Here is a 24,403-nt window from a genome sequence, read left to right on the forward strand (position 1 = left end):
TGGCAATGAGGGCTTACGTGTTGCGTACAAAAGGCGATGACTATGCCTAGTTGCTTCCACCCCTCCATTGCGGAGAGATGGGACGGCGCTTGACGGCATAACCACTGAACCTCCGGCAGGCGGAGGGTCGCAAGTAAGTGGGTCGCCTGCCTCGTCTGGCCTGCCCTTTCGGGGCTGTCTTATTCCCCCTCCCGATAGAGCAGCGTCCCTGCGCGCTGCCGCTCCAGATACTCCAGCATGCTCTTGGTGTTCGTCCCCTTCGGGTTGAACACCGTGCTGCCGTGCCAGTTACGGCCTATGAGCGAGAACACGGCAAAGCCTCCGATGGTGGTTCCCTTTCCCCTGAAAAGGCGGATGAGGCGTAGCGCCGCATGCCTTCTTCCCGCGAGGGCGGCGGGTGTGAGCCATATCTCGTAGGGGGATTTGATCGTGCGAGCCAGCAGGCGCAGATAGGCTTCACGGCCCTCCTTGGTCACCTTGAACTCTCCGCTGGCCTTGTCGATGAGGAGGGCCTTGCTGATGACCACGGGCATCTTCACGCCCGGCAGCGTGATCACCGTGCTGGCGTCCATGTCGTTCAGGCCGAACTCGGCAAGGAAGGCCCGCACATATGCCGTGTGGGCCAGACCGCGCGGCAGCAGGTCTGCCTCGCGTATGGGCAGGATGTGACGCGGGTCGAGGGATGCGAGCGGAGGACGGCACGGGTCGCCCTTCTGGTCGTGGTCGGCAAAGGCCGGGCCGCCCCGGCGGCACAGGGCCGGGGCTTGCGGAAAGACCACCGCGCCGTCATCCAGTGGCGAGGGGGCGAGTCCCTGCAGCCAGTCCTTGCCGGGGTTGCCCGCAAAGCCCCTGTCCGGGCCGGGCATGTTCACGAAGTGCTCCATGCCCGTCTTGGCGTCCGTCCAGACCTGCGGCCCCGGCATGTTGCGCTCCACGGTCAGCCTTTCCGCCTCGACCTGACGGGGCGAGAGGCTGCGTACCGTGCAACGGCACTGGAATCCGTTGGGCGGGTAGTGAGCGTTCCAGAACTCGTGGTCGGCGGGGTAGACCTTGCCGTCGAGCACGGCGTGGGCTGGCCGGGTGCGCCTGTCCTGTACCGCCACATACTGCCAGTAGGGGCGGGCCTTGCTGGCCCTGCGCATCTGGACGTAGCGCCCGGCCTGATAGGCCTGCTGCACGTTGGTGCGGAAGATGTTCTCCACCCGGCGGCCCTTCCAGCCCGCCTCTTCGATGATGGCGGCGGCCCGCTTCTGGAACGAGGCCAGCGTCTCTCCCTGTTCCAGAGCGTCTGCCAGCGCAGTCTGTAACGCACTCACCTGATCGAGCCGCGCCAGCCCCACCACGGCAAAGGCCCGCGCCCGTGCTCCCGCTTCCAGCGACTTGAAGACCTCTGCGGTGATGGGCGTCTTGTCTCGCCAGAAGGCCAGCGCCTCTTCAGGCGGCAGCGGCTTGACCGTGAGTTCGGTGATGGAGGGGGGCATCACGCACCCCCTTGCTCTTCAGCTTCGGCGGCGGCGTGGCCATAGGCCGAGGCCGCGAGCATGAGTTCGGTCAGCAACGATTCAAGGGCGTCCGGCTCCAAGGCCCTGCCCAGATGTTCCGCCAGCAGAAGATGCAGGTCGTTCCAGCTTTCCGCAGTCTGCACGGCTTTCTCAAGTTGCGTGACAATGGCGGCGTTCGCTCGCAGGGCTTCAGGCAGGTGACGCTCTATGGTGGCGTCGATGGTGCGTTGGGCCAGTTCGGCGAGCGACGCACCATCTTCCGGGTCGGGTTCGGAGGAGGTCGCCCGGGGGGACGAGAACAAGGCGGGGGACGCCGCGCCGCCCGGGGGCGTGGCTTCCGGCTGGCGCACATCGAACTCTTCGGGGTCGAGTGAATACGTTCTCTGGTAATGCGCCTTGCGGAACACCACCCCGGTGTCGGTGAGCGTCTTGTCCAGTTGCGCCTTGGCCAGCAGGTCTTCCGGCTCGCTGTAGGCGAAGAGCGGAGCAAGTGCCGCCGGGCGGTTGATCTGCGCGTAGACCCACGCGACCTCGTTCAGGGCCGCCTCCACCAGTCGGCGGTCGGCCTCGGCGATGTCGTCCGCCACGTCCTTGTGCGTGTCGGACGCTGCGCGTGAGCCGCCCTTGCCGTCCAGTTCCACGGTGAGGGTCTGCCCCATGAGCACCTTGGATATGGAGGCGTCCCACCGGCGCAGGAAGGCTTCGTGCAGGTCACCCACCTGCCCTGTGGGCGTCTCGATGCGTACATCCGCCCCGTGGGGGATGACGGCCACCGCGTCTTGCACCATGCGGGCGAGGTCTGCCGCCATGGCCCGCTTCTCATCCCTGCTGGCTCTGGCCGGGGCCACGCCCACGGCCCATGGCATGCCGTACTTCTCAAGAAAGGTGGTGTAGAAGGTGACGCCGCCCTTCTTGAAGGCCACGGGCCAGAGGCAACGCGAGAGCAGCCGCAGGCCGTAGGGGTTGCGATAGGTGGGGTGATGCCGGGCCACCACGAACTTGCCCGCAGGCAGGGGCGTGCCCTCTACCTGCGCGGCCCCGCGCCAGACGAGTTCATTCTCGGCATTGTAGCCGAACCATTCCGGCGGGCGGGGGGTGACATCCGCAAGGTGCCACCAGCCCCCGTCGAAACGCCAGAGCAGTTCGAGCGGTGTCATGCCGTAGTACGGCGCATCGAGGATGCCGGAGATGACCCCGGCAAGATCCCATCGCTCCATGTCTTCAGTGAGCCTGTCGCATAGCAGCGTGGCGTCGGCATCTGCCTGCTGGCCTTTGCGCTGGCCCGGTTCCAGAGCGTAGTCACGGCGATTGAGCACCCGGTTCTTGCGGCCCAGCATGGCCGTGGTCACCTGATCGTCCGCCGCGAGGTCGTTGAGCACCAGTACATCGTCACCACGGGCGCGCAATACCGGGTCGGGGTCGGGCAGAATGCCGAGGTGGCTGCCCATGAGGGAAAGGAAGTCGCCCGCCCGCTCTCGCGTGGCGATCTCCGAGGTCAACGCCTCGGCGTCGAAGGGTCTGAAACTGCCGTCAGGCAGGTACAGGCCGCGTGGGCCTTGCGGGGTTTGCATGAAAAAGCCTCCTGTCGCTTGGACAGGAGGCTATGCAATGGCGGGGATGTTTGCCGGAAGGGGTGAGGAATGTGCGTGGGAATGTTAGTTAATCTGGCAGTCTCGCAAGAAGACGTTGCCGATGCTCATGCCGTTGACCGTGCCCACGACTTGGATCTTGGCCCCACGGCTTATTTTCGCAGCACTTGCCTCGTCCTCCATGATGCAGTTGACCCCGGTAAGGCCAAACTGGTCGACTGCCATCGCGACATACGGAGACCCTGTGATGTCTTTCTTGATGTCCGTGGCCGTGCCAACAACGAGGATTCTCTTGCCCTTGTATTTGTTGTCGGCAGCCACTTCATTCGCATCATAGGCAGCCCACAGATCCCTCGCACTGATGCGTGAGGCTTGGAGGGCCTGCGCCTCGGCTTTTGCCTTGGCCTCTGCTTCGGCTTTTTGCGCACGCTCCTTTTCTGCCTTCTCTACGGCTCGCACAGCTTCTGCCTCTTGTCGCACTTGGGCTTGCCTCGTTTTTTCTTCGGGACTCATGAGCGCAGTGCCTACGAGAGAACAGGCAAGGGCAATGACAAAGTAAAAGCCAAACGCCTTAAGGCGCGTTCTGTGGTGCGGCTGCAAGAAGAACAACAGTTGCTTGGGAAGAATGATCCCGACCAGCGCAGCAAGCATTGCAATAGCAGTAATCGCTCCAAAAAACTGAGTCATAATTCCTCCTGTTTGCTTGCCGCATATCGCTGATGACACATTATATCAAGAAAATGATGTTAATTTATGTGAGACACGAACATGGAGCGTTCCACCGTCTCCACCTCCCACGGTTCCACCGCCCCCAGCGTGGCATGCGCGTGCTGTGCCAGTGCCAGCGCCACGGCAGAGTCGGCGTGACGCTGGCCAGAACCTCCCCGGCTTCGGCCTTCGGGCACCTTGGGCACGCCACGCACCATGCGCAGGCTGCGCAGGTCGTCCTTGATGTCCGCATCACGGGGCAGGACGATGGCCCGGTCTTCAAGCCGGGCCTTAACGCGCGGCATATGCTCCCGATACCAGCCTTCAGAGAGCATCACCTCGGCCACCATGGAAGGCCCCCACGTCTGCCGGGCGAACTCGGCAAGGGCCTGTCCGTTGCCGCGCGCGTCCAGTGACACCCCACCGCAGCCCGGCAGCCCGTTGACGAGATGCGCGAGTATCTGCTCTTGCGTGCGGAACGGGGCGTCGCGCAACTCCATCACGAACGGCGTGGCCAGTGTGAGATCCACGCGCTCGGTCAGGGGCCAGAACACCGAAAGGTCGCCGTTACGCCCGAAGTCGCCGCCCACATAGTGCGCCCTGTCCTTGGGCAATGCAGCCAGAAGCGGATCGAGGTGCGCGGCCAGCCATTGGCGTACATGCTCTTCCGCCACGGTCAGGGGCCAGTCCACGAAGTCGGAGGCAGGAGGCCGCCACCGGAGCACCGGCACGTCTTCGGCCCGTTCGGCCATGCAGCCCTCGATGAGCGCGCCGGGCAGCCATGCCCCGCCGCTCCGCTTGGGGATGCAGAACAGCTCCTCGTCGGCGTTGTCTCCGTGGCGATGCACGATGTCCGTGCGCCATGCGTCTTCGGCCTCTGGTGACCACTCCCGGCCTGTCTGTCGGCATATGGCCTTGTAGAGTCCCAACTCCAGCGCATCGTCCAGCGTGGTGCGATGCAGGGCATAGTCCCATTTTCCGGCGCGGATCTCCTGCACCCGTTCGTTGAAAAGGTTCTCCTCGCCGTTATGGGTCGAGATGACGCGCACCTGCCCACCCCACATGAGCAGGGCCATGCTGGCCTTCAGCACCTCTTCGAGGTCGTCCACGAAGGCCGCCTCGTCGATGACCACGCGCCCCTGCTTCGACCGCAGGCTACGCGCCTCCGACGGCAGGGTCACCACCTCGTTGCCGCTGTCGAAGCGGATGCGGTAGACCAGCACGTCACGATCAGGGTCGCCGAGCAGACGCAGGCCGTCCTCTATCTGCCCGGCGACCACGTTCAGCGCCCGCGCCCACCACGCGCAGTCCTTGATGAACTGCTCGGTCATGTCCTTGTTGTAGGCGAGGTAGTAGGTCGACTGGCCACCGCCTTCACGGGTGACGGACGCGGCGAGCACGGCGTCGAGGGCCTCGGCCCAGCTTGCACCGATGCGGCGGCTCTTCTCCCACCATTTGACCGGATGCCTGTCGTTGATCCACGCACGCTGGTAGCCCAGCAGGATGTCGGGGTCGGTGTGCATGTGTCCTCACGCGGGAAAGAGGGTTGCAGCGGACAGAACGCGGGCCGCCATCATTTGAGTCCCAACGCCTCGCGCAGGGTCTGGACGATGTCGACGGGGATACCACGCGAGCGTTCCGCCTCCGGCGTCTCGTCCGGGGCGACGGTACGTTCCAGCGTCGCCAGCAGGTCGAGGCAGCGTTGCACCTCTTGCAGGGCGCGCAGGTCTACCGCTTCGGGCCGGGCCAGCAGCATGTGCAGCCGTCGCTCCACCGCCTTGCGCACGGCGGACACGGCATCGGCCCGCGTGTGGATGGCAGGCAGTTCGCCCGTGGTGGCATCGGACAGGGTCTGCCCCTGCCGGGCGGCCTCGGCCTCTTTCAGGGCCAGCGATTCCAGCGCGGAGACGGCGAAGGCGTTCTGTGCATCCGGCTTGGCCAGCAGGGCCTTCAGGGTCTTCGAGCGCGCCAGCACCTTGTCGGCGCGGATCTCGCTTTCAGCCTGGGCGAGTTGTTCCCGCTTGTCGCGCCAGCCGTACTTGTCCGCCCAGCGGCACAGGGTGGAGACGGCCACCCCGGTGCTCTCTGCCACGCGCTCGAACGACAGGCGGTCGACGCAGTAGAGTTCCTGCGCCCGCCACACGGTTTCCGGCTCATGTTCGCGGCCCATGTGTCACTCCGCTAGTCGCCCAGTTCGCGGTTGAGGATGCCCAGCTTGTGGTCGAGGGCCTGCAATTCGCCAAGGCGCTCGTACAGGGCCATGGCCACGTCGAGGAACTGCTCGCGGTCGAGGGTGCCCACCTCTTCGGCGATGGGCAGCGACAGTCTCACCCTGTCGCGCAGAGCCTCGCAATCGACCGCCTTGCGCTGGCGCTGCTGGCGCAGTTCGACACGCTGCCCAAGGTACTGGGTGCGTTCGCTCATTTCTTCCCCCTTGCTGCCTCGCGCACGGCGGGGCACATCATGTTGTTTTCGATGAGGCTCAACACCCGCTCCATGGTGCGCGTGTTGTTGACCACCACGTCCTGCAGGCCGGTGGCGATGCGCTCGTATGCTTTCACCAGTTCCACATTGTCGCGGTAGTATTGGGCCGTCTCCTGCTGGTGGTCGCCCAGCTCGCGCAGCACGGTCTGCATGTCGGCCCGGTAGCTCTCCAGCTTGCAGGCCGAGTCTTCGCGCATCTCCTTCACCATGTCGGCCACGTCGGAGCGGTAGGTCTCCAGCAGTTCGCCCTGCCGTCTGCTGCGCAGGTGGTCGAGGATGAGCACGGTGATGAGCACGGCGGCAGGCCCGGCCAGCATGAGCGACACGAGGCCGGGCACGCCGAGTTGCTGCAGGATGCCCGCGATCATCTGCAGGGCTTCGACAAGTTGTGTGATGTCTGCGGGGTTCATCGGTTCTCCATAGGTGCGGTTTGGGCGCGGTAGCAGTCCACAGCGGCCTCAAGGCCCTTGGCGTAGCCGCGCAAGGCGTCGTCGCGTTTCAGCAGGGCCGCCACGTTGGGCGGTGCATCGAAGGGGAGCGTGCCGTCCAGCATGGGCAAGACGGGCCGAACCGGGGCCGGGCACGGCTGCGTTGCCACGACGAGCACCGATGGCGGCGGCGCAGGACGTGAGGCACACCCCGTCAGCCCGCAAAGGGCCAGCATGCTACCAAGGACGGTTGAGGCGAGCAGCGGCTGCATGGCGCGTGGCATCGTCGACAACCTCCTGCGCTTCCGCATCGGTGCGGGGGCGTGGCTTGACGTTGGTCATGATGGCGGTGCGGGCCGCGAAGTCCGCGCGGGCCTCTGCCTCTCTCTCCATGCACGCCTCGGCGAGTTCTGACAGGGCGCTGGTTGCCCCGTTGGCCAGTTCCAGTGCTCGGGCGGCTTCGCTCAACTTGTCGCGGAGCTCCGTTTCACGGGCCACGGATGCCGCGTAGAGCTTCTCGCGCAGGTCGAGCATGCTGCCGAGGTAGTCACAACGCGCGGCCAGAACAGCGACCGTAGCGACAAGCGCCGCGCACAGAAGCACGCCACGCAATGCCCATAGTTGGTGCAGGATGAGCCTTACGCTAGTCATGCCGACCCCCTTCACTGCATATGCCCCCGCCCCAGCCCGCCGCCATGTAGGCGGGTTCCAGCGTCAGCAGGATGCGCCGGGGGTAGCCCCGGTTCTCGGTCAACGCCGCACGATTGCGTCCGGCGTTGACGGTCTCCACGTTGTCCCACCACCGCCGGGCATCCAGTCCGCGTGCGGCGGCAAGCCGGGCATCGCGCTGCACCCAGCCGAGGCCGCCGTTGTAGGCGGCCAGCGTCATGGCCATGCGGTCGCAGGGCGTGACGGCCTGCACCCGCTGCCATAGCCAGCGGTCGTAGGTGACAAGGGCGCGGAGTGACCACGCGGGGTTGAACGGCAAGGGCTTGCCCGTGTCCGGGGCCACCTGCGGCAACCAGCGGGCGGTTGCGGGCATGAACTGCGCCAGCCCCTGCGCGCCCACCGGCGACACGGCGTCGGCGTTCCACGTGCTCTCTTGGTGGATCTGCGCGGCGAAGGTGGCTGTGGGTGCAGACATCCCCCATTGCACACGTGCTTCACGAATGAGTTGATAACGGTGCTGGAGGGCTTGCGCGGGGATGGATGGGGCGGCCTTGGTGACTGATGTCCACATGAGGGCCAGCACCAACAGCAGGCAACAACCCATGCAGGTGGGCAATGCGGGGTAAGAACGCACCTTCATCACAGCCCCAGCCCCACGGCCAGCATCGCCACTGCCATGACGGCGGCCCGGCGAAGGCTCGCGGCGATGAACAGGCGCTGGCAGTTCTCCACCACCGGGTAGTCCTCAACGCCGTCGCTGAACTCGTCCTCGTCCTTCCATTCGTACACGAGGTACGAATCCGGGCGTGCGTACGGAAAGGCCCAGCGGTCGAGCCAGTAGCCCCCTGTCCCCGCAAGGGAGAGGAGCGATCCTTTGTAGATGATGACGGGTAGCTGCTGCGGAGAGAAGAGGCCCACCAGCCCCAGCAGCAGGACAGAGAGGGCTAGGCACCAGCCCATGCGGGGCAGGCGGTGGAACAGGGAAGCAAGCGAGGGGAAGAAACGCATATGATCCTCCTTTTTAGGGAGGATCATAGCGACATGGCAGGATGTTTCCTGAATTGGTGGAAGCTGTGGAGGGTTATTCCTCCCAGTTCTCCATCATCGCCCGCACATCCTCGGAAGGGACGCGCACGGGGGCCTCTTTCAATCGGCGCAGTCTGCCCTCGGCTATCCAGTTGTATATCTGGCCGGGGCTGACGTTCAGGCAATAGGCCGCCTGATGCACGTTGAGCAGGCGCAGTCTTGTGACCATCTCCTGCGGAGTGAGCGTGAAGGGCCGCTCTTTGCTGACGGGGTAGCGCACGGGTAGCGGCGGCTGGAAGCCGTTGGGCCTGTTCAGGCTGCAACGCCTGCCACAACCGAGGCAGAGGAACACGTCCGCCCGGTGGAACCAGTACGGGCCGCCGCTCTTCGGCGCATTGCGTCCGGGTATGGGCAGGCGGGGGCACTCCAGCGCGTCGTAGACACTGGCATCCACATCGCCACGGTAGGGCCGCCAGCCGCCCGCAACCAGCTTCACCACGTCATCAATCAGTGTCGCCATGGCAGCCTCCTTCTGTCTGCATAGGCAGCAGGTCGATGATTTCCTTGGCCTGTGCGGTGAACACGGGCAGGCAGGTTGCACAGAGCGAACTGTTGCGCACCATGCACCGAGCGCAGGCGTGTTTACGAAGAATCTGCATGATGCCCTCCACCGTGGGGACGGATGCTACGCGGCGCTGCAACGCCGAGCGAATCCGGTTGGCCTGCCGGGTCATGTCCCCGGCATAGCGGCCTGAAAGAACCTGATAGACCGTGCCGCGTGGCAGCCCGGTCGCCTTGCAGAACCGGTGCGCCGACCCGTAACGTCGCCTGATCTCATCCGCCAGCGCCGCCCGCTCTCCATCCGTCATGCTTGGCCCTTGCGCCGTTGCGCGTGCAGGCGGGTTTCGAGGTCGGCAAGCAGGGTGCGCAGATGGCGCTCGTCTTCGAGCCAGCGAAAGGCATCCACTCCGAACGAACGGCGGACACGGGTGTCGAGGCTGGTCATGTCGTACCCGAGTTCGCGCCACATCGCGGCGATCTTGCGCTTCAGCGCGGCCAGTGGCCCTTCGGGGATCTCGTACCAGTCCGAACGCCGCCCGGCGGCCTTGCGCCGGAAGGGCTTGCCTTCACGGGGAGCATCCTTGGCCGTGAACGAGGCTCCCAGCGTGGCGAGATGGTCACACAACAGGGCCAGTTCATGGTCGTTGAGTTCCTTGCGCGACTCGCGACCGAAGAGGTTGCGGAGCATGGCGCGGAACGTCTCGTCATCGAGGCCGAGTTGCTTCACGGCGATGGCCGTCTTGGCCAGCATGGCCCTGCGCTGTGCGGGATGCGTTCTCATCTTGCATGACTCGCTTGATGTTTCAGGATGCACGCCTCGGCGGGCACCATGACGACGCCTCGCCCGTACAGATGCACGCCCACGTACCACCGTCCGTCACGCCCCTGCATCGGTGCTTCCGTGACCACATGGGTCACCTCGTGCGGGGATTCCTCGCCGCCAGTGGGCGCGGAGACGCGCACTCCACGCCCGAGGGCCTCCGGGCGGTCTGGCGTCCGGGCCGCCGTATCTAGATCGCCACCGAAGAGATGCTGCGCCACCACGGCGGCGATCTCATCGGTACTGAAGAAACGCTTGGCCCCGTGTGTGCCGTCCATCCACTTGCGCCCCACGCGGATGCGGTAGAAGCCTTCCGGCCCCTCCCACTCGCTGGCGGGGAAGAACTCAAGGGTGCGGCCTGTGTTTGCGCTGTTTCTGACGCAAAGTGACGCCACTTTTTTACGATGTTCGGCCATGTCCTTACCTTTGGCTTTCGGCTGCTCGTCAGGCCGGAGCCGCCACGCTCCGACGACCGCCCCGCACCGGGGGCGGTTTCGCTATCCAAGGGCTTCGCGCAGGTCTTTTCCCGCCTTGAACGTCACCACCCGCCGGGCAGGGATGGCGATGGACTCGCCCGTGCGCGGGTTGCGCCCGGCGCGCGCGGCACGCTCGACCGATCGCAGCTTGCCCAGCACAGGCAGGGGCACGTCGCCCCCTTCGAGCAGTTCCGCAGCCGCCACGTCCCCAAAGACATCCAGAGTGCGCTCGACATCACGGCGCGTGATCTTGCAGCCCGTCCGTTCCAGCGTGTTCTGCACCGCCGACACGAGTTCCTTCCTGTTCATGGTCTCCTCCTTTTCAATTGAGGCGCAACACGCGCCGCACCTTTGCCTTGCAATGTCCCGCTGCCACCAGCACCTTGCCCGCCTCTTCACGGATGGCGTGGTCGATGCCCATGCGGGCCTCCACATGCTGTTCCCTGTAGGACTTGAGCCTCGACAACTCCGGCAGCCGTTCCGGTTGCAGGGTGCCATCCTTCAAGACCCGTTCGGCGTAGAGCCGCCCGAAGCGCGTGATGTCGATGCCATAGCGTTTCATGCTGACTCCTTCCGCCTTCAGGCAGCGGTATCCGCCACTTCTTCACGATTGATTTCGATGTAGAACGCATCCGTGGTGCGGCGCTTGAGACCCACCATTTCCAGCCGTTCGTCGGGCCATCCCTGCATGGCCTCCTTGTTCACGTCCTCCTTGATGCGGATGCCTTCGCTGATGCCGAACTGGCGCAGGCGCTCCAGCGTCATGTCCTTGGTGATCTTGCTCATCTGCACGATCTGCGTGGAGAGCCGGAAGCCTATGGTGCCGAAGCCAAGGTCGAGGCTCTTGCGGTCTTTGAACATCTCCGTCTTGTTCAGGGTGGCGAAGGTGGCCACGCCGTCTTCCAGTTCCTTGCGGCGGGCGAGGAGCGGCGCACTCTTCTGGCTGGCACGGGCCTTGGCGGCATCGATGGCCTCGTTCATCTGCGCCTCGATCTCACCCACCTTGCGGTCGATGGTGGCGATCTCGGCCAGTGCCCCCTCGGCCTGCCGGATGTCCGCCACGATGACGGGGTTGGGCTTGCGTCTGCTCATGCTAGATGCCTCCTTCATGCTTCGCGCCCGGCGCGGGCACGGTCAGTTCACGTTCAAGGGTCTCGGCCTGCCCGGCTGCGTCGTCCAGTTCGTTCTGTACGCAGCGGATGAGGCCCCAGCTTTCCTCGCTGACCTGTCCGGCCAGCACGCCCAGCGCGAGGCGGGCGTCCCTGATCTTGGCGGCGACCATGTTCATGCCTCCGTGATTTGCGGGGTGTCGGCCCCTGTGGTGCAGAAACGTGCGGTGAGCACCGCAAGCTGTTCTTGGATCCTGTTCCGGGTACGGGGTTTGTCCGGGTCTTCCAGCAGCAGGATACGGCACAGTTGGGCCGTGGCCTTGCGCTCGTCCTCGTAAGGGTCGGGGATATCGACAGGGGGCCACGGGGTCTGGCGATGGTCACGCCCTTTGGCGGTCGTGCGCCACAGGTTGGCATTGCCTTCCTGCCCGCTCTTGGCGATGTACCCTTCGCTTTCGAGCCAGCGGGTGTAGCGTCCCACGGCAGTGGCATCCACACGAGCGATCAACGCGATGTCTTGACGCTTCCAGCCCACGCTCTGGATGCGGATAGCCCGCCACATGCGCACGTAGCTTTCCCCCCGGCGCGATGGCTCCTTGCCGGGGATGAAGAGCCACACCCCACGGCCCACCTTCTCTGTCTCGCCGCGCGTGGCGAGGATGAGCAGCCTGCGCCGCAGCAACTGCTTCTGGCTCTCCGTCGTCAGGCCAAGGGCTTCCGCCAACTGGGGCACGGTCACCGTTTCCTTGCCCGTGGGGCAGAACGCACGCAGGGCGGCGCGCAGGGCGTCCATGGCATCGCTACGCATGCTGCCCCCTCCGGGGTGCCCTCGAAGCCGAAGAACGGGCTGCGGGCATGGCGGCCCGCACCAGTGCCTCGTCCACCTCCGTGGTGTCATGCGCCCGTGCTGCCGACTCCACCGAGAGCATCAGGTTGTGGATGCGGCGGAAGTTGCCCTTGGCCTGCTTGTGGATGAGGCCCGCCGCGCCGGGGGTGAGCACGATCTCCGCCGCCTCAAGGGCGAAGAGGCTCACGTCGCGCGGCGTGATGCCGGAGAACGGCACCCGGTATTCTTCGGGGATGCGGTCGTCGATGCGGGTGCGCTCTGCCAGCTTGCCCGGCAGGTGCTGCTCACCGATGAGCACCACAGGGCACCCGGTGATGTCGTGGATGTCGCGCAGGTCTTCGAGCCTGCGCAGGTCGAGCCTGTCGGCCTCGTCCACGTAGACGGTGGCGGGTTCCTCTTCGAGCGCTCGCAGGATGTCGGCCCGGCAGCGGTGCGACCCGTGCGGGCGCGTTCCCTTCACCTCCCAGCACAACTCCTGCAGGAATGCGTGCTGGCTCATACCTTCCATGGCGCGCAGGAAGACCCCGCCCCGCTGGGCATACAGGCTGTGCGCCGCGATGGTCTTGCCAGCGCCTGCCTCACCCCACACGGCCACCATGCCGGGCCGCCCGCGTTCCGTGTCCTCGGCCTGCTTCACGGCAGCGCGCAGGCGCGTCACGTTGTCCGTTTCGATCAGGATGCCTTTTTTCATGCGTGTGCCTCCTCCATGGCCGCCAAGCGAGCGTTCAGGCGGCGTTGCTGTTCGTAGCGCGGCAGGGCCACTTCAAGGTATTCGGGCGTCTGCTCGTAATCTCTCTTGAAAGCCGCGTCTGCCGGTGTCAGGGGCAGGCCCTGCACCTCGGAAACCTGAAAAAGGTACTCGTAGCGTTCGAGCGCGGAGCCGAAGAACGTGGGCGCGTCGTAGGCGGGCCGGGCCGCCATGGCGGCCTTGTGCTCTGCCAGCATGGCCTCGTGCGCGTGGCGCTCCTCGTCGGTGATGACGGGCGCGGGGCATGACTCCGGCAAGGCTTCAGGGGCACGGGCAGAGACGGTCAGACGCTCCATGCGCTGGCGGGTCTCGGGTTTGACCACCGTCTCGAGCAGCGCGCGGGCCGTGCCGCCCGCCAGATGCTCCTGCTCGCGCCGGATGGTGAGCGCGTCCGCAAGGGCCTGCTGGTCGCTCTCGTCGCCGAGGTAGTAGGCGGCGGGGTGCAGCGTCTGCATCTCCTTGGCCTCGGCGATGAAACGCCCGTCCGTGGCGTAGACGAGTACGCTCTGCGGGCGCTGCGCGTCGTAGCGGATGATGGCCGGGTGCTTCTTGCCGTAGAGTTCGGGGGCGAAGTAGCGACGCCCCATGAGGCGCACCGTGCCGCCCCGGTCGATCTCGCGCACCTCGCGTTCCAGCATCCACATGTTCAGGCGGGTCATCTCCTCGCCGTCGAGGCCGGGGCCGCGTCCTGCGGCGAAGACCTCCTGCGGTGTCCGGCCCTTGAGGTGCCCTCGGGCAGGTCGACGTACATAGGTGTCGAAGAAGTGGGCGATGGCCGCATGCGTCTCTTCCAGCGTCAACGGGCGTCCGCCCATGGCTGCGTAGAGCTTGCGGTGCGTCACTTCGCCCCGGTGCATCCGGGCGGGCTTGGTGTCGATGCTGCGGCCCGTGTACGAGGGCACCCAGTTCTCAAGCTCGTGGAACGTGCCGAAGAACCGTTCGATGGGCTTCGACTGACCGTGGTAGGCCCATGCGTGGATGACCTGAATGCCGAGGTCTTCGTACAGGCCCACGATCCCGGCCTGCCGGAAGTCGGCGCAGCCCTTGAAATGCTTGGCCCGGAACGCCTTGCCGTTGTCGAGGTAGGCGATGCGCGGAATCTTGCCGAGGCGCAGGCATGCCCGGCGGAGGGCCGAACTGATGCAGGCCGTGTTCTCGGTGGGCATGACCTCCCAGCCCAGCGGGTAGCTGCTGGCCCCGTCGAACCAGAGCAGCAGTGTCATGCGGCAGGGCTTCCCCGTTTCGGGATGGACGGACTCGAAGTTCAGCACGTGTCCGTCCGCGATGAGGATGTCGCCCACCTCCACCAGCCCCCAGTTGCGCTCGAAGTAGATGGCTGCCTTGTCGTTCCACGCCTTCTTGCCTTCGCGGATGAACGTCCACTCGGCGTAGCATTCCTGCATGTACTGCCCCACGAAACGGCGAATGGTCGCCGGGGCGGGGATGTGCAGCCCTTCGGCCCGGCAGCGGGCCACGGCTTCGTTGCACACGTAGCTGATGGCGGGATTGTTGATGTTGAGGGCCAGCCCGAGGATGATCTGGCGATGCCTCTCCGTAAGCAGCGACCGCCCCCTGTGGGCGATGCCCCGCTTGTCGGCGATGGCCAGCACGTCACCCGCGCGGCGCTGCTGCACCTTCCAGCGCTCCAGCGTCTTCCAGCTGGTCGGGCCGATCTGTTGCAGCAGTTCAGGCCATGCCCCGCCTTCGTAGGCGGCCATGAAGTCGGCCCGGCTCCTCGCGGAGGTGCCATGCCTACGCAGCCAGTGCGTGTATTCGCGGACGAGGTCGGCGCGGGCCAGAGCCTTCTGGCGGCGCTTGGGGTCGATGGCGACCACGCTGGCGACATCGTGGGCCGTGACGGCTGGTGATGCGGCGGCGGGCGTGGCGATGGCGTTCCGCACTTCGGCGGCCTGTATCGCCAGCACTGTGTCTTCGGGCATCGAACTCACCAGCCACTCATTACCGCCGCCACGGCCCGGACGCTTACGCGACGTCCAGCCCTCGCGCTTGGCGCGCCACTCCATGCCCTGTCTGCTCAAGGACAAGAGTTCTGCCAATTCGCGAGTCGTGTATGCGTCTTTGTTCGTCTTCATTGCGTCCACCGTTGCGGGTTGCCTGCTGTGGTTAAATGGTGCCCGGCTTGTGCCGCGCCGGGCTGCGTCCCGCGTGACTTGCGGTATTCGCCGTTACATCTCTCCGAGCCGGAAACTCCCTACGGCTCGTCCTACACGGTCGCGGTAGCGGGCCATCTGGCGCTCAAACACACATGCGTGCGGGCGCTCTGTGGCTCTAGGTGAAAAACTGCGGGAGCATCCTCTAGTAAGGCTCATTGAAAACCGGGCCGAACAAAGTGCCTCCGGCGTCGACGATGGCTTGCATCAACAGCCAGTAGTGGAAGGGGACTTTCTGCTCCTCGAGGAGGTCTGCCACGGCGAAGAATCTGTTCTTGAGAATGGGGTCGGCGTGCAGAGTCTGGAGCATCAAGTGGGTGCGAGGGCCTAGCCAAGGGTAAGGGTCAGCTTTGTGCTCGGCACGGTTCTCGGTGTTCTCCGACGGAGCCGTTTCAGTGCGTGAAGCACGCTGCCACCGGCTGTGGATGGCATCCGCATCGCAAACATGCGAGGCGATTGGGCGCACTTCGACAGTCGCCACATAACCACTGGGTAGCCAGAGCCTGCTTGCGACGGTGCCAAGCACGAGGGTAGCGTCAGCCTCATTCAGCATATTGTTCGCCAACGCCTGCATCACATCGCATTCCCCTTTTTGCAGGCGTTCCAGCAGATCGTTCGGGGTGTTCTTGGTCATCACGCCACCTTCCCTTCCGTGACTTCTTCAAACTTCGCAGGATCGCAGAGGTACTTTTCCGGGACACCGATTTCCCGCAGAGCCTGAAGCACTCGCGGACTGTGCGTCATGCCGCTGATGGTCTTCGACACGGCCTGATTGCAGACGCCTATCTGCGCCGCCAGCGAAGTCATGGTCAGCCCGCGCCGTTCAAGCTCCTCGCGAATGCGGAAGCGCATCTTGGCCCGCGCGGCACCGCACTGCCGTCTGCGTGTCGTCATCACGTTCATATGTTCTCCTCCAGCATCTTCTTGCGCTTGCGAACGGCCTTCTCTTCAAGGCAGGCACGCCCGTAGTCGCGCTGTCGCTTGTCTTCTGCTGTCATCACATCCAGCCCCAGCACCTTCAGGGCAGCACGAAGCGGAGCCGGGTCGCCCGTGGCTTTGCAGAACACCACAACAGCCAGGAGTGACGGCGTGTGTTCCCGGTCGGAGGGCGAAAGCCACTTGTCGAGCAAGTCCTTGCTGATGGTTTTGGTGTTCCCTTGCGTCAGGCGCACCCCGGCGTTGGTCGCTAGCGCATTGATGCGGTCGACCAGCCTTTTCCGCCCTTCGGCATCGGCCCCGGCAGCGCGGTTCATGGCTGCGCGTATGGCAGGCATGACACCGGCTAGCGCACCGTTGTCGTCGTCGAAGAGGGAGAGTTGCCGCATGAGAAACACCGTCCGTCAGAGTGAGGGGTTAACGTCCAATCATTATCAGGCTGTGGACATTGACCCGTAAGCGCGGGCGGTTTAGGTAGGGTTAGCGAAACTTTTTCCTAACCACCCGCAAGGCAAAAATACACTTTTGGACGGCATAATCAAGCAAAAGTTGCCTTGCAGGTTTAGCTCTATGCTAAAAGTTGCAAATACGTGTTAATTCGTAGAGTTGCACGAATCCAAAACTTGCAACTTAATTTGCAGGTTCTACCCATGAAAGATGCAAGCTGGGAAGAAATCCTTTCCCGCCTCAATGAGGCGACTGAAACCAGAAGTGACGCCGCATTAGCCGCAGCGCTGGGGCTCTCTCATCAAGCGATTTACAGCGCAAAATCAAAAGGTCGAATCCCTCCTGCATGGATTTATGAGGCAGCAAGAAGATACGATGTATCAGCTGATTGGCTTTTCTTTGGGCGAGGGAGAAAGAAGGTGGCCGACCCCGATGAATCCGCAGATCCTTCCCCTACACTAGAGAAAGCAGAGGTTGCTCGACGGCTCTTGGCCACCAGACAGGCAACACCTCTTGATGTGGAGCATGACGGAATCATCGAATGTGCTGATTGCCAGATTATGATGATGCCCATGGTCGAAGCCCGTCTGAGTGCGGGCACTGGCAGTTTTGAGACGGGTGCAAACGTAGAACGTCGTTACGCATTCCGCATGGACTTCCTCATGCGTAAGGGGTGTCCCTCTCAAATGGTTCTCATGCGCGTGGCGGGTGACAGCATGGAGCCGGAAGTCAAACACAACGACGTTGTGCTCATCGACCAGAGTCAACTCACCCCACGGCCAGGGGCTCTTTACGCAGTGGGGGTTGAAGACATGGTTTATCTCAAGCTTATCAATGCCACTCCCGGCAAGCTCGTGATGACCAGCTACAATGCTGCGTATCCTCCTCTTGAAGTCGACGCGCGCGGAGACCTCGCGAACGGTATCCGCATCATTGGTCGAGCTGTTTGGGTGGGGCGCGAACTGAGCTAGAAAAATCAACTGCACAAAAAAGCCCCGGTAATTTGCGTCTATTTCAGCGCAAACTCCGGGGCTTCCTTTTCTCATCTTGAGTGACAAATCGCAGAGCTTTTGCAGTCTCGTGCTCAACTCTTTAAGCGTGGGCAGATTGAGGCTCCCGCTCGTCTTTAACCCGCATCATTCCTAGATTCTTCCGACATCCTTCCTATTGGATCTAGGCCCCATGCCCTTTCTCAACTTCCGCTAGCCCCTATATTGGCATTGTGTAGCGGGAAAATTGGCACTGGAAAGTACGGTAAAAAGCCCCGGTAGCATGCTGGCTGGGAGCTCCGCCTTGGGCTAGTTTTGGGCCATGTTTTGATCGGTCTCGGCGAAGCGGTTTGATGTCCTCTCATGGTACCCGGTGGAGAGCTCGATTCCGACGAATCGTCTGCCTGTATTGATACGGCACCGCTTGCGGTTCGAGTTCGGGGCGTGCGCGACAAATTGCGTCGAATATAGCCCCGTTCGAGGGAGTGAAGGTGGTGGGCTGAATGTGCTGAGCTAGTTATGGCCTGACAGGATGCCCTCCGAAAGGAAGTGGTCATGCTGTGCCCGACTGGGTAGCGATGAGGTCGCGACACTTCATCAGTCACCAGCAAGGAGGCCAACATGCCCACTGGCAGGAAGATAAAACGAAGGAAGTTGAGCCTGCTAGAGCTTGCAAGCGGACTGGATGGCGAGAGCAAGGGGGCCGTATTATTGGAGTATCCGGGGCTGCAGTTCGGTGAAATCCGCGAGCGCCATATTTAAACCCGGTGCAGCGGCTATCTGGTGGCTTTGGATACGTTTTCGTGGGGAAAGTCTATCTGCAATCAGCCATCGACTGTCACATCCGCTACGCCTTCAGCTGGCTGTACACCAGTAAGCTGCCGGTTCCGGCGTTGCATATGCTCAACGAGTCTGTCCTGCCCTTTTTCGACGGCACGACATGCCAGTCGTTACGGTGCATTCAGATAATGGCCGGGAATTCTGCGGACGCCACGACAGGCCACCCCTACGAGCTGTTCATGCAACTGGAAGGTGTCGAACATCGGACAATCCGGGGCAGCGTCCGCAAAGCAACGGCCTTGTGAAGCGAATGCTCAGGACATTGCTTGATGAATATTTCAGGATTCAGGGGCAGAAAAACTGGGTGAGTCACTGGGTGAAATGCAGACAGACCTTGATGCCGACTTGCGCCACTTCAACCACAAGCGGGCACACCAAGGCAGAAACATGAACACCCGGACACCCTATCAAGCCTTCCTTGATAGCCTTCCCGAAGGGGAGCCGAAAGAAGACAACGAAGGACACTACGCAGTCTGATCAGCTCTCCAGCCGGTATGGCAAGTGTCAGTTGAATGCTATTTCTGCGCAAGTATTGCTTGCAAAATATTGTTGCGTACTTTGTGATAGTAAACTATTGTCACACGTTTTTTTGTTGTTTTTAGCGCGGCAGCTATTTAGGCCGTATGCGTTTCTGTGCGTAGATGACGAGCAGATTGACCTGCTTTATAGGCTTTTGCGGATGGTTAAGTGGCGTCACCTTAAACACTATTGATGAGTACTCTAGTCTATGGTTTTTACATCGTTAACATTTATTTTCTTAATTTTACCGCTTTTTTTAGCTCTAGATGCTAGCGCAAAGTCTTCAAGAATCGACATTCGCAATGCCGTTCTCCTCTTTGTCAGCGTTGTCTTCTATACGTGGGGGGAAGGGGCAAACGTATTCATCCTTATCCTGATGGGTATTATCAATTATATTGCGGGTGAAGTCATACATAAAGCAGACAACAAAAAGCCTTACCTCATATTGTTTGTAACTCTCAATCTTTTTACGCTGTTCTCATACAAGTTTCTCTGTTGGGTGGTTGCTGCGATTGCTCCTGGGGTTCAGTTTCCAAATATTGCTATGCCCCTTGGTATTAGCTTCTTTTCGTTTCATGCAATGAGCTATTTGTTCGATATTTATAGTGGTACAACAAAACCAGCTAGAAATATTAATGAATTTTTGACCTATTTTTGTATGTTTCCCCACCTCGTTGCGGGCCCTATAGTGCGATTCGCACAGGTAAAGAGTGATCTTGAAAAACGAGGGCCGAGCCGCGAACTTGCTATTTTCGGTGCCTACCGGTTTCTCTTGGGTCTGAACAAGAAAGTACTCATAGCAAATACGGTGGCTCCAGTCGCCGACACAGCGTTCCTGCTTTGTAAGCAAGGAGAGTTAAGCAGTCCTGACGCTTGGGTAGGTATCCTTGCCTATGCAGTGCAGATATATTTCGATTTTTCAGGTTATTCGGACATGGCCATCGGCTTGGCTGCCCTTGCAGGGTTCCATTTCGAAGAAAACTTCAAAAGACCTTATTCGAGTTTGACAGTCAGGGAGTTTTGGCGACGCTGGCACATTTCTCTGTCGACGTGGTTTAGGGACTATCTCTATATCCCGATGGGAGGGAATGCTCTAGGACGCACAAGGACATACGTTAACCTTGTCATGGTGTTCTTCTTGTGCGGACTGTGGCATGGTGCAAACGTCACTTTTATCGTGTGGGGGTTGTGGAATGGCTTTTTTCTTGTCTTTGAGCGAGTAGCATCAAAGTTTACATCCTTAAGAATGCCAAGCCCAGCATTGAAGGTTTATTTTGTTTTAGTGACCCTCATCGGGTGGGTGTTTTTTAGGTCAGAAAATATTACACAGGCAATGGATTATATTGGAAGCATGTTTTCAAGCGGTGGATCGTTTACGCTGACAATTTATCATGCTGGTGCAATGGGCGTTCTTGCTGTTGCTCTCATGCTGTGTGCTGTCCCTGATAAGTATATTCCTTGTCCAGATTCTGCTAATCCAGATGATTTTTTTGTTGCACCATATGCAGCTCAAGCGGTGTTATCTTTTTTTTCAGTTGCAATGCTTCTTAAAAACATGCGAAATCCTTTTATTTATTTTAATTTCTGATATGACTAAGCAACGTATAACGATCATGCTTTGTGCCGTTCTTTTTTGTGCGGCACTCGGTGTTTATGCTCCGTTGAAGTCTTCAGTCCTTGAGACTGAACGGCGATTGGCGTCAGCTTTTCCTGAGTTGCCACATGGTATTTCTTCAGGAAAAATTAAAAAGTTTTGCGCTGGAATAGATAGATTTTATGCAGACCATTTCCCACTGCGCAGTACTATCCTTAGTGCTGCGTCCGTAATCTTCGCCTACACAGGCAATCACTATGATACGAGCAGGTGTTATCAAGGAAAGAGTAATTGGCTGTTTCTCGGGAATGATTATAGTAAATGCGTAGACAAGCTCACAGGTAAAGAAAGTCTCAATGAAAACCAGATAGAGCGCATGGCAGCGAAATATTCACGGCTGCAAAGGCTTGTCGATAGCGGGGCGTCCCAGTTTTTAATCTTGATAGGACCTAATAAATCAACGATTTATGGAGAGCATCTTCCGGGTTTTATATTCCCTTCGCGCGTACGATATATATCTCCTCTCGTAGCCAAGCTGCGAGCAATGAATATTGATGTCTATGACCCGACAGAACGCCTTATGTCTTTCAAATCAAATCGTCTTCTTTACTACAGAACTGATACTCATTGGAATCTGCTCGGAGCATACGTTGCATTTGAAGGCTTGCGCGAGTACGCAAAATGGCCACCCCTCTTTCCGGCTACGTTCAAAAATGTGCCTAGTAAGCATGGCGATCTTGTTAATATTGGAGGGTATACTTCTTTTCATATTATAGATGATGATACTTTTTCTTTAAATGACTTCCACATACAGTCTTCACCTAGCCAAGACGATACAATTACTACTGTTCAAGCGAGCAGTGATAAGGCCGTATGGGTGTTTGGAGATTCCTTTACAGAAGCACTTAAGCCGTTCATACAGGCACAATTTCGAACGGTGCGGTACTTCAAGCATGATGACTTTAAAAAGGTTATGAAGTCGGACGCACCTCGTCCTGACATTGTGCTGTGGGTTGTCGTTGAGCGCAACTTCGCAGAATAGTAGTAGTTTTAGAATGGTCTTCTGCCTTTACTCCGTCAAGTCTACCATGGATAAGCCCGGAGTCGCGGCTTCAGTGTTTTCACCCTTCATCGGTCTTCGGTATTCCTCTGGGCTTGTCCCGGCGAGGGAACTGTGCGGGCGCACGGTGTTGTACTCCTGCCTCCACGCCTCGATAATCCGTCCTGCCTCGGCTAGTGAGAAGAAGGCCTGAGCATTCAGGCACTCTTCCCGAAACCGGCCATTGAAGCTTTCGATGTGGCCGTTTTCAGTCTGCTTGCCGGGGCGAGAGGAACTCCAGCCTTACTCTCGCCCATGCGCCCACAGGTCTAGGGCCATCCGCTGAACTCCAGACTGTTGCCGGTGCGGATGACCGCCGGACACTGTCGCAGAGCTTTCAGCCGCTCCAAGCCTAGGCGATCCGCGCGCCTGTCGGGGAGTGCTCCGCTTCGATCGCCTGACAGCACCGAGCATAGCGGTCAACGACGGTCAGTATGCAAAGCCTGTGGTCGTTCATTAGACAGTCGCCCCATGAAATCCATGGCCCCAATGCTGATTCGGCCCCCTTGAGACATGGCGTCACCACCCGCAGAGGCTTATCCGTTTGCTGCGGTGCTCGAGCCTGAGGACAGCCCTTCCTCCCGATACACTCGAGCGACGCGCTTGTGGTTCACGACGAGGCCTTTGCGGTGCAATAGGGTCTGCAACCGTGGGCTGTCGACGCGCAGAAGTTCCTCGGTCAGGCCACGCAGACGGAGGCGCAATTCAACGTTGCAATCTTGTCCTGACGGTCGTCTGAAGGTCCGTCGATTCATCTCTATCAGCTGGCAGCCCGCCGCTCTGAAAAACGTGCACCTTGATGGCGTAACGCACGGCCAAGCTCTGCTCGGTGGGCTCTACCTGCTGTTTCCAAGGATTTCCTTGAGCACTTGGATGTTCAGGGGCTGCTTCGCTACGAGCCGCTTCAGGCGCTGGTTCTCCTCCTCAATCCGCCTCAAGTGACGCGCTTCGGACACGTCCAGTCCGCCGTACTTACTGCGCCACTTGCAAAACGTCGCGTCGGACATCACATGCTGTCGGCACAGGGACGCTACCGTCATCCCGACTTCGGCTTGCTTGAGAATTGCAATGACGTTCTCCTTGGTGAATCTGCTCTTTCACATGACGATGGAGTCCTTGGCCTGCGTCACGAACTAATAGCTGGATACATGGGGGGGAAAGGTCACGCAAGCCCGACGGAGAACGTCCTCCATCTGTCTGCACTGGCGGGCCACGGCACCATGGAGGTGGGTAAGGAGGTGTATGCGGCCTGCGGAGAGGGCAATGTCCCAGTAGCCCAGTAAACGCCGCGCCTGACGCTGAGGGCTGTGTCAGGAGGTGGTTTAGCCTGTCGACACGTGGCATCACCTGTCGACTGTCTTTACAATGCATTAGATGAACATGATCTTTCTTTACATCATGTTGCATTGCCGCGTCGGCAATGAGTTGTCGGAAGACCTTACAGTTGCCTGAAGTGGATGTCTTTTGTCGTAATTATGTATGATATAGCAGTATGTTAGTGTGTTATTTCTGGCGGTATGCAACTTGCAAATCGATGACATACTATGGAGGTTCTTATGAGACTTGTCGCTCTTTTTGCATCGTTTTGCATGATCGTGTCGCTTATGTTGTCACCGGTAAGGGCCTCGACGATCTATCAGATTGATGATGGCATCGGAGACGAGTCCATCGGCGTGACAACACCAGGCCTCTCGTGGACATGGATGAACAGTTTCAATGCCGTGGGAGGACAGGATCAGATAACCAGCGTGAGTATTATGTGGGGTCAGGTGAGCGACGGGCTTGCTGCCCTGGTCAAGATTTGGGACGATCCCAACAATGACGGCAACCCCAATGACCGGGTGCTCTTGAACACCCTTGAGGTTGTCATCTCCAACGCCAATACGGACGTCTTCAGTCTCTACGACATCGCCGATACGCTTGTGTCGGGTTCGTTCTTCGTCGGAGTGGAGATGGCTTCTGATTCGAATATGTACCCTGCCCGTATCGACTTTACCTTGCCCCACCAGCAAAGAAGCTGGGTAGGCACACTGGATGGGCAGATTGCCATGAACCTGATCGACAACTACGGCTACGCCGGAAACTGGATGATCAGGGCCAACGGTGCTGGAACCGCACCAGTGCCGGAGCCGTCAACCTTCTTGCTGCTCGGTTCGGGCCTGCTTGGGTTGTTCGCCTTCAGGGCTCGACCAGAGCGTGACTGGACTTGCCAGAATGATCAGCCGGGGGGCGCAAAGCTCCCCGGCTTTGTGTTGCTGGCGATAGGGAAGGTGCTGGAGGTTGGCCTTGGGCAGGTCGGCCTCGTGGTGCGGGGTGACGCACAGCACTCCACCGCGCGGACCGGGCGTGTCGCTCTTGCGCTGGGGAACGGACGTGGACAATGAAGGTTGCCTGCCCGGCATCCTCTCCCGTCCACACTGATATTGAAGCCGCTGATTGTGGCACCAGCACTGGGCAGATCGTCGCGCAGTCCGCGCAACAGGGCGTCCGGCGTCGTGCCTGTCGGTATGCGTCAGGCTGAAGCCGCTTTCGGCATGGGGCGCTCGGGTATGATGAGCAGATGTGCCTCTGACGCTGTGTGTTTGTCGCGGAAGGCGTAACGGCTGGCGTCCTCGCACAACACCTGCGGAGGATGCAGGGCAAGACAGGGCGGACAGCACGTCTGACGGAAGAGGGCTCATGTCTCATCCATGGTCTTGGCGTCCTGCGTCCTGAAGGCCTCGCCGCGGCGGATGGCCGTGCTGTAGTCGTTGCGCAGCGATGATTGTGGCGGGGGTGCGGCCTTCTGACCGTAACGTGAAAGCTCCACATGCATCGTGAAGCTGGTGATTGGAGCGCAGG

Annotated in this window: 33 protein-coding genes, 1 other RNA gene and 2 pseudogenes; 6 read left to right on the top strand and 30 right to left on the bottom strand. The window is 60.8% G+C overall.

The window, feature by feature from the left end; translation table 11 throughout:
• Nucleotides 1-179 precede the first annotated feature (179 nt).
• The 26 genes from DVU_RS05310 to DVU_RS05435 all read right to left on the bottom strand — a co-directional run bounded on the left by DVU_RS05310 (nt 180) and on the right by DVU_RS05435 (nt 16,463).
• Entirely contained in the window at nt 180-1,481 is a 1,302-nt protein-coding gene (locus DVU_RS05310; protein ID WP_010938418.1) for a phage minor head protein, read from the bottom strand.
• Entirely contained in the window at nt 1,481-3,073 is a 1,593-nt protein-coding gene (locus DVU_RS05315; RefSeq protein ID WP_010938419.1) for a DUF935 domain-containing protein, read from the bottom strand. Before DVU_RS05315 ends, DVU_RS05310 begins: the two co-directional genes overlap by 1 nt.
• Nucleotides 3,074-3,157: 84 nt before the next feature.
• Nucleotides 3,158-3,778 (bottom strand): OB-fold putative lipoprotein, encoded by a 621-nt coding sequence (locus tag DVU_RS05320; RefSeq protein ID WP_010938420.1) that lies wholly within the window; start codon nt 3,776-3,778, stop codon nt 3,158-3,160.
• Nucleotides 3,779-3,837: 59 nt separating this feature from the next.
• Nucleotides 3,838-5,322 (bottom strand): hypothetical protein, encoded by a 1,485-nt coding sequence (locus tag DVU_RS05325; protein WP_010938421.1) that lies wholly within the window; start codon nt 5,320-5,322, stop codon nt 3,838-3,840.
• A gap of 50 nt (nt 5,323-5,372) precedes the next feature.
• Nucleotides 5,373-5,969 (bottom strand): hypothetical protein, encoded by a 597-nt coding sequence (locus DVU_RS05330; RefSeq protein WP_014524317.1) that lies wholly within the window; start codon nt 5,967-5,969, stop codon nt 5,373-5,375.
• A gap of 11 nt (nt 5,970-5,980) precedes the next feature.
• Nucleotides 5,981-6,223, bottom strand: coding sequence for a hypothetical protein (locus tag DVU_RS05335; RefSeq protein WP_010938423.1), 243 nt, complete (start codon nt 6,221-6,223; stop codon nt 5,981-5,983).
• Nucleotides 6,220-6,693, bottom strand: coding sequence for a hypothetical protein (locus DVU_RS05340; protein WP_010938424.1), 474 nt, complete (start codon nt 6,691-6,693; stop codon nt 6,220-6,222). Before DVU_RS05340 ends, DVU_RS05335 begins: the two co-directional genes overlap by 4 nt.
• A complete protein-coding gene (locus DVU_RS05345; protein ID WP_010938425.1) occupies nt 6,690-6,995 on the bottom strand; it encodes a lipoprotein in 306 nt (101 codons plus the stop codon). The genes DVU_RS05340 and DVU_RS05345 overlap by 4 nt, the downstream gene beginning before the upstream one ends.
• Nucleotides 6,949-7,362, bottom strand: coding sequence for a hypothetical protein (locus DVU_RS05350; RefSeq protein ID WP_010938426.1), 414 nt, complete (start codon nt 7,360-7,362; stop codon nt 6,949-6,951). Before DVU_RS05350 ends, DVU_RS05345 begins: the two co-directional genes overlap by 47 nt.
• The gene (locus DVU_RS05355; protein WP_010938427.1) at nt 7,355-8,020 is read right to left on the bottom strand and encodes a transglycosylase SLT domain-containing protein; all 666 of its coding nucleotides are present in this window, start codon (nt 8,018-8,020) and stop codon (nt 7,355-7,357) included. The genes DVU_RS05350 and DVU_RS05355 overlap by 8 nt, the downstream gene beginning before the upstream one ends.
• Nucleotides 8,020-8,388, bottom strand: a complete 369-nt coding sequence (locus DVU_RS05360) for a putative holin (protein ID WP_010938428.1) — start codon at nt 8,386-8,388, stop codon at nt 8,020-8,022. Before DVU_RS05360 ends, DVU_RS05355 begins: the two co-directional genes overlap by 1 nt.
• A gap of 73 nt (nt 8,389-8,461) precedes the next feature.
• The gene (locus DVU_RS05365) at nt 8,462-8,926 is read right to left on the bottom strand and encodes a helix-turn-helix domain-containing protein (RefSeq protein WP_010938429.1); all 465 of its coding nucleotides are present in this window, start codon (nt 8,924-8,926) and stop codon (nt 8,462-8,464) included.
• Nucleotides 8,910-9,275, bottom strand: coding sequence for a hypothetical protein (locus DVU_RS05370; protein WP_010938430.1), 366 nt, complete (start codon nt 9,273-9,275; stop codon nt 8,910-8,912). Before DVU_RS05370 ends, DVU_RS05365 begins: the two co-directional genes overlap by 17 nt.
• A complete protein-coding gene (locus DVU_RS05375) occupies nt 9,272-9,748 on the bottom strand; it encodes a regulatory protein GemA (RefSeq protein ID WP_014524318.1) in 477 nt (158 codons plus the stop codon). Before DVU_RS05375 ends, DVU_RS05370 begins: the two co-directional genes overlap by 4 nt.
• A complete protein-coding gene (locus DVU_RS05380; protein WP_010938432.1) occupies nt 9,745-10,203 on the bottom strand; it encodes a hypothetical protein in 459 nt (152 codons plus the stop codon). The genes DVU_RS05375 and DVU_RS05380 overlap by 4 nt, the downstream gene beginning before the upstream one ends.
• A 15-nt stretch (nt 10,204-10,218) precedes the next feature.
• Nucleotides 10,219-10,287: hammerhead ribozyme type II (locus DVU_RS05385), an RNA gene on the bottom strand.
• The gene (locus DVU_RS05390) at nt 10,285-10,572 is read right to left on the bottom strand and encodes an HU family DNA-binding protein (protein ID WP_010938433.1); all 288 of its coding nucleotides are present in this window, start codon (nt 10,570-10,572) and stop codon (nt 10,285-10,287) included. The genes DVU_RS05385 and DVU_RS05390 overlap by 3 nt, the downstream gene beginning before the upstream one ends.
• A gap of 13 nt (nt 10,573-10,585) precedes the next feature.
• On the bottom strand, nt 10,586-10,825 hold the full coding sequence (locus DVU_RS05395; RefSeq protein ID WP_010938434.1) for a hypothetical protein: 240 nt from the start codon (nt 10,823-10,825) through the stop codon (nt 10,586-10,588).
• A 17-nt stretch (nt 10,826-10,842) separates the two neighbouring features.
• Nucleotides 10,843-11,355, bottom strand: a complete 513-nt coding sequence (locus tag DVU_RS05400) for a host-nuclease inhibitor Gam family protein (RefSeq protein ID WP_010938435.1) — start codon at nt 11,353-11,355, stop codon at nt 10,843-10,845.
• A 1-nt stretch (nt 11,356) separates the two neighbouring features.
• Entirely contained in the window at nt 11,357-11,545 is a 189-nt protein-coding gene (locus DVU_RS05405; protein ID WP_010938436.1) for a hypothetical protein, read from the bottom strand.
• Nucleotides 11,546-11,547: 2 nt separating this feature from the next.
• Nucleotides 11,548-12,180, bottom strand: coding sequence for a hypothetical protein (locus DVU_RS05410; RefSeq protein WP_010938437.1), 633 nt, complete (start codon nt 12,178-12,180; stop codon nt 11,548-11,550).
• Nucleotides 12,173-12,910 carry an AAA family ATPase gene (locus DVU_RS05415; RefSeq protein ID WP_010938438.1) on the bottom strand — a complete coding sequence of 246 codons (738 nt, stop codon included), beginning with the start codon at nt 12,908-12,910 and terminating at the stop codon, nt 12,173-12,175. Before DVU_RS05415 ends, DVU_RS05410 begins: the two co-directional genes overlap by 8 nt.
• A complete protein-coding gene (locus DVU_RS05420; protein WP_010938439.1) occupies nt 12,907-15,060 on the bottom strand; it encodes a Mu transposase C-terminal domain-containing protein in 2,154 nt (717 codons plus the stop codon). The genes DVU_RS05415 and DVU_RS05420 overlap by 4 nt, the downstream gene beginning before the upstream one ends.
• A gap of 223 nt (nt 15,061-15,283) precedes the next feature.
• Nucleotides 15,284-15,772, bottom strand: coding sequence for a hypothetical protein (locus DVU_RS05425; protein ID WP_014524319.1), 489 nt, complete (start codon nt 15,770-15,772; stop codon nt 15,284-15,286).
• Nucleotides 15,772-16,041, bottom strand: coding sequence for a helix-turn-helix domain-containing protein (locus DVU_RS05430; protein ID WP_010938441.1), 270 nt, complete (start codon nt 16,039-16,041; stop codon nt 15,772-15,774). The genes DVU_RS05425 and DVU_RS05430 overlap by 1 nt, the downstream gene beginning before the upstream one ends.
• Complete coding sequence (locus DVU_RS05435; RefSeq protein ID WP_010938442.1) at nt 16,038-16,463, bottom strand: hypothetical protein; 426 nt, start codon at nt 16,461-16,463, stop codon at nt 16,038-16,040. Before DVU_RS05435 ends, DVU_RS05430 begins: the two co-directional genes overlap by 4 nt.
• 261 nt (nt 16,464-16,724) lie before the next feature.
• Here DVU_RS05435 and DVU_RS05440 point away from each other — a divergent pair, with 261 nt between their 5' ends.
• From DVU_RS05440 to DVU_RS05455, 5 genes and pseudogenes are all read left to right on the top strand, one after another.
• Complete coding sequence (locus DVU_RS05440) at nt 16,725-17,492, top strand: LexA family transcriptional regulator (RefSeq protein ID WP_010938443.1); 768 nt, start codon at nt 16,725-16,727, stop codon at nt 17,490-17,492.
• Between the two features lie 639 nt (nt 17,493-18,131).
• Nucleotides 18,132-18,272 carry a hypothetical protein gene (locus DVU_RS16985; RefSeq protein WP_010938444.1) on the top strand — a complete coding sequence of 47 codons (141 nt, stop codon included), beginning with the start codon at nt 18,132-18,134 and terminating at the stop codon, nt 18,270-18,272.
• Nucleotides 18,249-18,827 (top strand): annotated as a pseudogene (locus tag DVU_RS05445) (integrase core domain-containing protein); the annotation flags it as partial. The gene DVU_RS16985 and the pseudogene DVU_RS05445, both read left to right, overlap by 24 nt.
• A 250-nt stretch (nt 18,828-19,077) precedes the next feature.
• Nucleotides 19,078-20,457, top strand: coding sequence for an MBOAT family O-acyltransferase (locus DVU_RS05450; protein ID WP_010938445.1), 1,380 nt, complete (start codon nt 19,078-19,080; stop codon nt 20,455-20,457).
• Nucleotide 20,458: 1 nt separating this feature from the next.
• Entirely contained in the window at nt 20,459-21,505 is a 1,047-nt protein-coding gene (locus DVU_RS05455) for an alginate O-acetyltransferase AlgX-related protein (protein WP_010938446.1), read from the top strand.
• A gap of 27 nt (nt 21,506-21,532) precedes the next feature.
• Here DVU_RS05455 and DVU_RS05460 read toward each other — a convergent pair.
• The 3 genes and pseudogenes from DVU_RS05460 to DVU_RS16995 all read right to left on the bottom strand — a co-directional run.
• A pseudogene (locus DVU_RS05460) lies at nt 21,533-21,790 on the bottom strand (integrase core domain-containing protein); the annotation flags it as partial.
• Between the two features lie 308 nt (nt 21,791-22,098).
• Entirely contained in the window at nt 22,099-22,317 is a 219-nt protein-coding gene (locus DVU_RS16990; protein ID WP_081448121.1) for an IS3 family transposase, read from the bottom strand.
• Nucleotides 22,318-22,398: 81 nt separating this feature from the next.
• Complete coding sequence (locus DVU_RS16995) at nt 22,399-22,602, bottom strand: transposase (protein ID WP_372341097.1); 204 nt, start codon at nt 22,600-22,602, stop codon at nt 22,399-22,401.
• Between the two features lie 516 nt (nt 22,603-23,118).
• Between DVU_RS16995 and DVU_RS05475 the strand changes: the two genes are divergently transcribed.
• Nucleotides 23,119-23,946: a PEP-CTERM sorting domain-containing protein gene (locus DVU_RS05475; RefSeq protein ID WP_014524321.1), complete on the top strand. Its 828-nt coding sequence runs from the start codon at nt 23,119-23,121 to the stop codon at nt 23,944-23,946.
• Between the two features lie 293 nt (nt 23,947-24,239).
• Here the strand turns inward: DVU_RS05475 and DVU_RS16935 are convergent, their stop codons facing one another.
• Nucleotides 24,240-24,371: a hypothetical protein gene (locus DVU_RS16935; protein WP_263053356.1), complete on the bottom strand. Its 132-nt coding sequence runs from the start codon at nt 24,369-24,371 to the stop codon at nt 24,240-24,242.
• Between the last annotated feature and the right edge of the window lie 32 nt (nt 24,372-24,403).

Source organism: Nitratidesulfovibrio vulgaris str. Hildenborough (assembly GCF_000195755.1).
GTDB lineage: Bacteria > Desulfobacterota > Desulfovibrionia > Desulfovibrionales > Desulfovibrionaceae > Nitratidesulfovibrio > Nitratidesulfovibrio vulgaris.